The sequence below is a fragment of the Oleiphilus sp. HI0086 genome, from assembly GCF_001635225.1.
In genome coordinates this window covers 1-1,099 of record NZ_LWFZ01001363.1, presented here as the reverse complement: position 1 = coordinate 1,099, position 1,099 = coordinate 1, and the positions used below count along the sequence as shown (strand labels likewise).

The 1,099-nt window shown below is 42.7% G+C and carries 1 protein-coding gene and 1 pseudogene; both read right to left on the bottom strand.

Annotated features, from left to right (window positions below):
• Positions 1–226, bottom strand: a pseudogene (gcvT, locus tag A3756_RS23475) (glycine cleavage system aminomethyltransferase GcvT); the annotation flags it as partial.
• Positions 227–344: 118 nt separating this feature from the next.
• Positions 345–947 carry a YqiA/YcfP family alpha/beta fold hydrolase gene (locus A3756_RS23470; RefSeq protein WP_068554810.1) on the bottom strand — a complete coding sequence of 201 codons (603 nt, stop codon included), beginning with the start codon at positions 945–947 and terminating at the stop codon, positions 345–347.
• Positions 948–1,099 lie beyond the last annotated feature (152 nt).

Genomic DNA, 1,099 nt, shown 5'->3' with positions numbered 1-1,099 from the left:
TGTCGACATCGTTCGCTAACAAATAACGAAGATAGTCACGAGAGTCTTTACCCTGTACATCAACAATTGTCATGTGCGACACATCGAACATACCCGCGCTTTGGCGCACAATTTTATGCTCTTCAATTTGAGAGCCATAATGCAAAGGCATGTCCCAGCCACCAAAATCTACTATCTTGGCACCGGAATCCTGATGCACCTCATATAATGCGGTTTTTGAGCCCAAGAGCATTCTCCGAGAAGTTAGGAATAAATAGAGTAAAATTAGAGCGGCATTTTACCTGATTGACTGGGGAAAAAACCACCAATTATTTTATAAGGCATAAATAGCGACGATTCGCTGACTATAAAAGAAAGTATTGCAGGGAAGGCAAAACCTTTTCAAAATCACAAAATGCATGATCACCACCGGCCTGAACCCAGAGTTTAGCCTTAGGCAGACATGCTAAAGCCTGTGCGAAATCCAAGACCTCATCTCCGGTTTGCGTCATGATATAAACATTAACCGAACTGACCAACGAAGCATTCTGCTTAGGGCTTAGTTCCAAAGACTTTAACTCATCCATATGTGAAGGTAATACAGTGTAGGTTTCGCCAGAGTAGTAGTTAGTATTCTCACCTAGATAATCAACGAGCAGTTCGTAAGGCTTTAAAGCAGGGTTGATCAAAACTGCCTTCAGAGAGGAGCCCGGCAAAGAGTACCTCTCAAGCAAGTGCATACTGTAATAAGCACCAAGCGAGCTACCAATGAATCCGAGCAGATTCTGTACACCAATGCTTTCAATCAGCTTGTCTACCAGAGCAATCGCTTCGCGTGGCGATGGGGGGAGTTTTGGAATTTCTAAACGAAGCCCAGGGCATTGTCGCTCAAAATAAGCCTTGCATAACTGGGCTTTGTGAGACTGTGGTGAACTATTGAAACCATGTAAATAAATAACAGACTTCAATAGCCATTACTCTCGAGATCTAAATTAAACTGAAAATCTTCAGCTCTTGAAACTTTTGACTCTAAACGACCGTCGTCAAATAACTTTAGCCATCGGTAACCAGGCGCTATCGCTTCTACACCAAAATCATGGGACTTCGGAGTAAATTGAAT